Below are 4379 nucleotides of genomic sequence, written 5' to 3' on the forward strand. Positions count from 1 at the left end.
CCCCTGGACCTCGGCGCTGCTGGTGCAGGCGTTCGTCGACGCCGGGCTGCCCGCCGGCGTCCTCAACCTCGTCCAGGGCGACCGCGACCCCGGCGAGGCCCTGGTCTCCGACCCGCGCGTCGCCGGCATCTCCTTCACCGGTTCCCTGCCGGTCGGACAGGCCATCAACCGGGCCGGCGCGGGCCGGCTGATGCGCGCCCAGCTCGAACTGGGCGGCAAGAACGCGCTCATCGTGCTCGCCGACGCCGACCTCGACGCGGCCGCGGACGCCGTCATCCACGGCGCGTTCGGCCAGAGCGGCCAGCGGTGCAGCGCCACCAGCCGCGTCATCGTGGACGGGTCGGTCCGCGACGCGCTGCTGGAACGCCTCGTCCCGCGCGTGTCCGCCATGCGGATCGGGCGCGGTGACCAGGACTGGGCGGACATCGGGCCGGTGGTCAACGAGGAGCGCCTGCAGGCCTGTCTGACCGCGGTGCGCACCGCCGTCGAGGCCGGCGCCACGCTGGCCTGCGGCGGCAAGGAAGCGGCCCTGGACACCCCCGGCTACTTCATGGAGCCCACCGTGCTGACCGACGTGGCCTGGGACAGCGAGATCGCCCAGGAGGAGGTCTTCGGCCCCGTCCTGTCCGTCATCGAGTGCGACGGCTACGAGGACGCCATGCGCATCTCCAACTCGGTGAAGTACGGGATGTCCGGCACCGTCTTCACCCAGAACCCGTCCCTGATGTTCCAGGCCCTCCAGGACTTCCAGGCGGGCATGCTGCACGTCAACCGCCCTGGTGTCGGCGCGTACTCCCACCTGCCGCACATGGGGGCGAAGGCCTCGCAGCTCGGCGCCCCGGAGTGCTCCCCGGACGTGTGGGACTTCTACACCGACCTGCGCTCCGCCTGCATCCGGTACTGACGCCCCGCCCGGCCCCGACCACCCCGCCGACCCCTCCGGCCCCGCCCGCCCCGACCTGTCCCGCCCGTCACCCGGGCCACTCGGAGACGGCTCCGACCAGCGCCACGAACGCCTCCTCCGGCGGCGTGAGCGCCCGGTCGGCCCGCCGTACCAGGGACACCGTCCGGACGGGCGGGGCCGGCACGACGGTCAGCGCCGCGAGCATCCCCGCCTCCGTCTCCTGGCGGATGACGTGCTCGGAGACGACCGCCAGGCCTAGCCCCCGGGAGACGGCCTGCTTCAGGGTGTCCGTCCCCCACATGTCCCACTGCTCGGCGCGCTCCAGCCCCCACGTCCGCAACGCGGACTCCTGGAGCCGACGGGTGGCGGAGCCCGCCTCGCGCATCAGGAACCGCTGGTCGGCCAGGTCGGCGGGGGTCAGCGCCCGGCCGATGAGGGGTGAACCCGGCTCCGCCACCAGCACCATGGCCTCCTCGAACATGCCCTGGGCGACGAGCTGTTCGTCCCGCGGCGTGCCGGCGCACAGCCCCAGCGCGACCTCTCCCCGCAGCAGCCACGACTCGACCGTCTCCTCGTTCCCCACCCTGATCTGACAGGAGACCTTCGGGGCCCGCAGGGCGAACTCGGAGAGCAGCAGCGGCAGGAGGTAGGTGCCCAGGGTCGTCGTCCCCGCCAGCACCAGCCGGCCGGCGCCCAGGCCCCGGCGCTCGGCGACGGCGAGTTCCAGTTCGTCCAGGATCCCGAAGATCCGCCGGGCGTGCTCGACCACGATCTCCCCGGCCGGCGTGGGGCGGGCGCCCTGGCTGGTGCGGTGGACGAGCTGGGCGCCGAGGGACCGCTCCAGGTTGCGGATGTGGTTCGACACGGCCGGCTGGCTGGTGAACAGCGACTTCGCCGCCCCGGAGAAGCCCCCGGACTCGATCACCTTCGTGAGTACTTCCAGCTGGATCAGGGTCACCATGCGCCGTACCTCCGTTGCACGCGGTCCTCGGCCCCGGGCACCGGCCCGGGGTGGAGTGGACCGGAAGGGGAATCCGCGTCCGCCCATGGAACGCGGGCTCCGGCGTCGACGCAAGGCCTGACCGGCCGCCCGTGACGGAGTTTGGTCAGTGGGATGTTACCGGTATCAATTTTACTGTCAATGGTTCTGCCAACATCGGTTGCAACAGCCACGATGTCCGCTCAGATCGTTGATACCGGTCACATTGGTGTGTTGACTGTAGGGGTCCGGCGACGGCGGCACCGCCCGCCCCGCCGGCCCACCCCCGTTCCGCACGCCTTCTCCTGGGAGTCACGAGTGCCGCAGCTTTCCCCCTCATCGACACCGAACCCGGCCACCGGGCCCGCGGCCGTGCCGCGCGGCGCACCCTGGGGCTCGGTGCCCCGACTCGCGTTCGGCGGTGACTACAACCCGGACCAGTGGGACCGGGACGTGTGGCGTGAGGACGTCCGGCTGATGCAGCGGGCCGGCGTGAACCTCGTGTCGCTCGGCATCTTCTCGTGGTCGTGGATCGAGCCCGACCAGGACCGCTTCGACTTCTCCGGAATGGACGAGGTGATCGCCCTGCTGCACGAGGGCGGTGTGGCAGTCGACCTCGCCACCCCCTCGGCCTCGCCCCCGCCGTGGTTCTCCGAGGAGTACCCCGACGCCCTGTTCGTCGACCACCTCGACCGGCGCCTGGGCCACGGCTCGCGCCAGGGGTTCTGCCCGTCCTCGCCGGACTACCGGCGACGCGCCGGCGTCGTCGCCGACCGGCTCGCCCGCCGCTACGGCGAGCACCCCGCCGTGGTGATGTGGCACGTCGGCAACGAAATCGGCGGCTACAACGCGCACTGCCACTGCCCCACCAGCGCCGAGGCGTTCCGCAGCTGGCTGCGCGCCCGCCACGGCGACCTCGACGGCCTCAACCGGGCCTGGGGAACGGCCTTCTGGAGTCAACGCTACAGCGCCTGGTCGCAGGTCCGGATTCCCGGCGCCACGCCGGGCCGCACCAACCCCGCCCAGCAACTGGACTACTACCGCTTCGCCTCCGACGAGCTGCTGGCCTGCTACCGGACGGAGCGCGACATCCTCCACCGCCACTCACCGGGACGGCCGGTGACCACCAACTTCATGGCCGGGACATACAAGTGGGCCGACTACTGCGCCTGGGGGCCGGCGGTCGACCTCGTCACCAACGACCACTACCTGGTCGCCGCCGACCCCGAGGCCCACACCGGGCTCGCGTTCAGCGCCGACCTCTCCCGGGGGATCGCCGGGGGCCGGCCCTGGTTGCTGATGGAACACTCGACCTCGGCCGTCCAGTGGCAGCCGCGGAACACCGCGAAGCGCCCCGGCGAGATGCTGCGCAACAGCCTCGCGCACATCGCCCGCGGTTCGGACGGGGCCTGCTTCTTCCAGTGGCGCCAGTCCGACTCCGGCGTGGAGAAGTGGCACTCCGCGATGGTCCCGCAGGGCGGTGAGTCCACCCGGGTCTGGCAGGAGGTCGTTCAGCTGGGCTCGGTGCTCCGCAGGATCGGCGAGGTCGCGGGCTCCACGGTGACGGGCGAGGTCGCGCTGCTGTGGGACTACGAGAACTACTGGGCCCTGGAGCTCGGCGGCCGGCCGAGCGTCGACCTGGGGTACGCCGCGGAGGCCGAGGCGTGGCACCGCGCGGTCTGGCAGCAGGGCGTGGTGTGCGACGTGATCCCCGCCGACGTGTCCGCCGACGTGCTGTCCCGGTACCGGCTGGTGCTGCTCCCCAGCCACTACCTGGCCACCCCCGGGACGGTCCGGGCGCTCACCGCGTACGTGCACGGAGGCGGCCACCTGCTGGTCGGTCCGTTCTCCGGACTGGTCGACCGCGACGACCGCCTCCACCCCGGCCCCCACCCGGGCGCCCTGCGGGACCTGCTCGGGCTGACCGTCGACGAGTTCCTGCCGTTGCGGGAGGGCGCCACCCTGACCCTCGACAACGGGCTGACCGGGCGGGTCTGGGCGGAGGCCGTCCACCCGGCCGGCACGGACGGCACGGACGGCACGGACGGCACCGTCGTCGACGCCCGGTTCGCCGACGGCCCCGCGGCGGGCGGGCCGGCCCTGCTGCGCCACCGCGCGGGCGCCGGCCTCGCGCGCTACGCCGCCACCCGCTTCGAGGACTCCTCGCTGCGGGCGCTGATCGCGGGCGCGCTGGACGAGGCGGGCGTGGGCGGTACGGCGCCGGGCGCCGGCGACGGGGTGGAGGTCGTCCGCCGCACGGCGGAGGACGGGCGCAGCTGGCTGTTCGTCCTCAACCACACCGACGACACGGTCGAGGTCGCGTGTCGCGGGGTCGAGCTCCTCTCGAACACGACGGTCACGGGCCGTCTGACCGTCGGGGCGGGCGACGTCGCCGTCGTCCGGGAGTCCGGCTCCCCGGACGCCGGCTGACGCAGTGGTGGGCGGGCCCCGGGGCGGGGCCCCCCCCGGCCCGGGCGGCCCGCCCCCCCGGGGGAC

3 protein-coding genes are annotated in these 4379 nt (G+C 73.4%); 2 read left to right on the plus strand and 1 reads right to left on the minus strand.

The features are described from left to right. On the plus strand, window positions 1–904 hold a 904-nt coding region (locus tag PUR56_RS37295), incomplete at its 5' end, for an aldehyde dehydrogenase family protein (protein ID WP_329952222.1). 67 nt (window positions 905–971) lie between these two features. On the opposite strand, the gene PUR56_RS37300 is transcribed toward PUR56_RS37295, so the two are convergent. Then, window positions 972–1865, minus strand: coding sequence for a LysR family transcriptional regulator (locus tag PUR56_RS37300; protein ID WP_329875581.1), 894 nt, complete (start codon window positions 1863–1865; stop codon window positions 972–974). A 417-nt stretch (window positions 1866–2282) separates the two neighbouring features. Between PUR56_RS37300 and PUR56_RS37305 the strand changes: the two genes are divergently transcribed. Then, window positions 2283–4313: a beta-galactosidase gene (locus tag PUR56_RS37305; RefSeq protein WP_329952223.1), complete on the plus strand. Its 2031-nt coding sequence runs from the start codon at window positions 2283–2285 to the stop codon at window positions 4311–4313. Window positions 4314–4379: the final 66 nt, after the last annotated feature.

The sequence above is a fragment of the Streptomyces sp. BE303 genome (assembly GCF_036290945.1).
In the GTDB taxonomy this organism is placed as follows: domain Bacteria; phylum Actinomycetota; class Actinomycetes; order Streptomycetales; family Streptomycetaceae; genus Kitasatospora.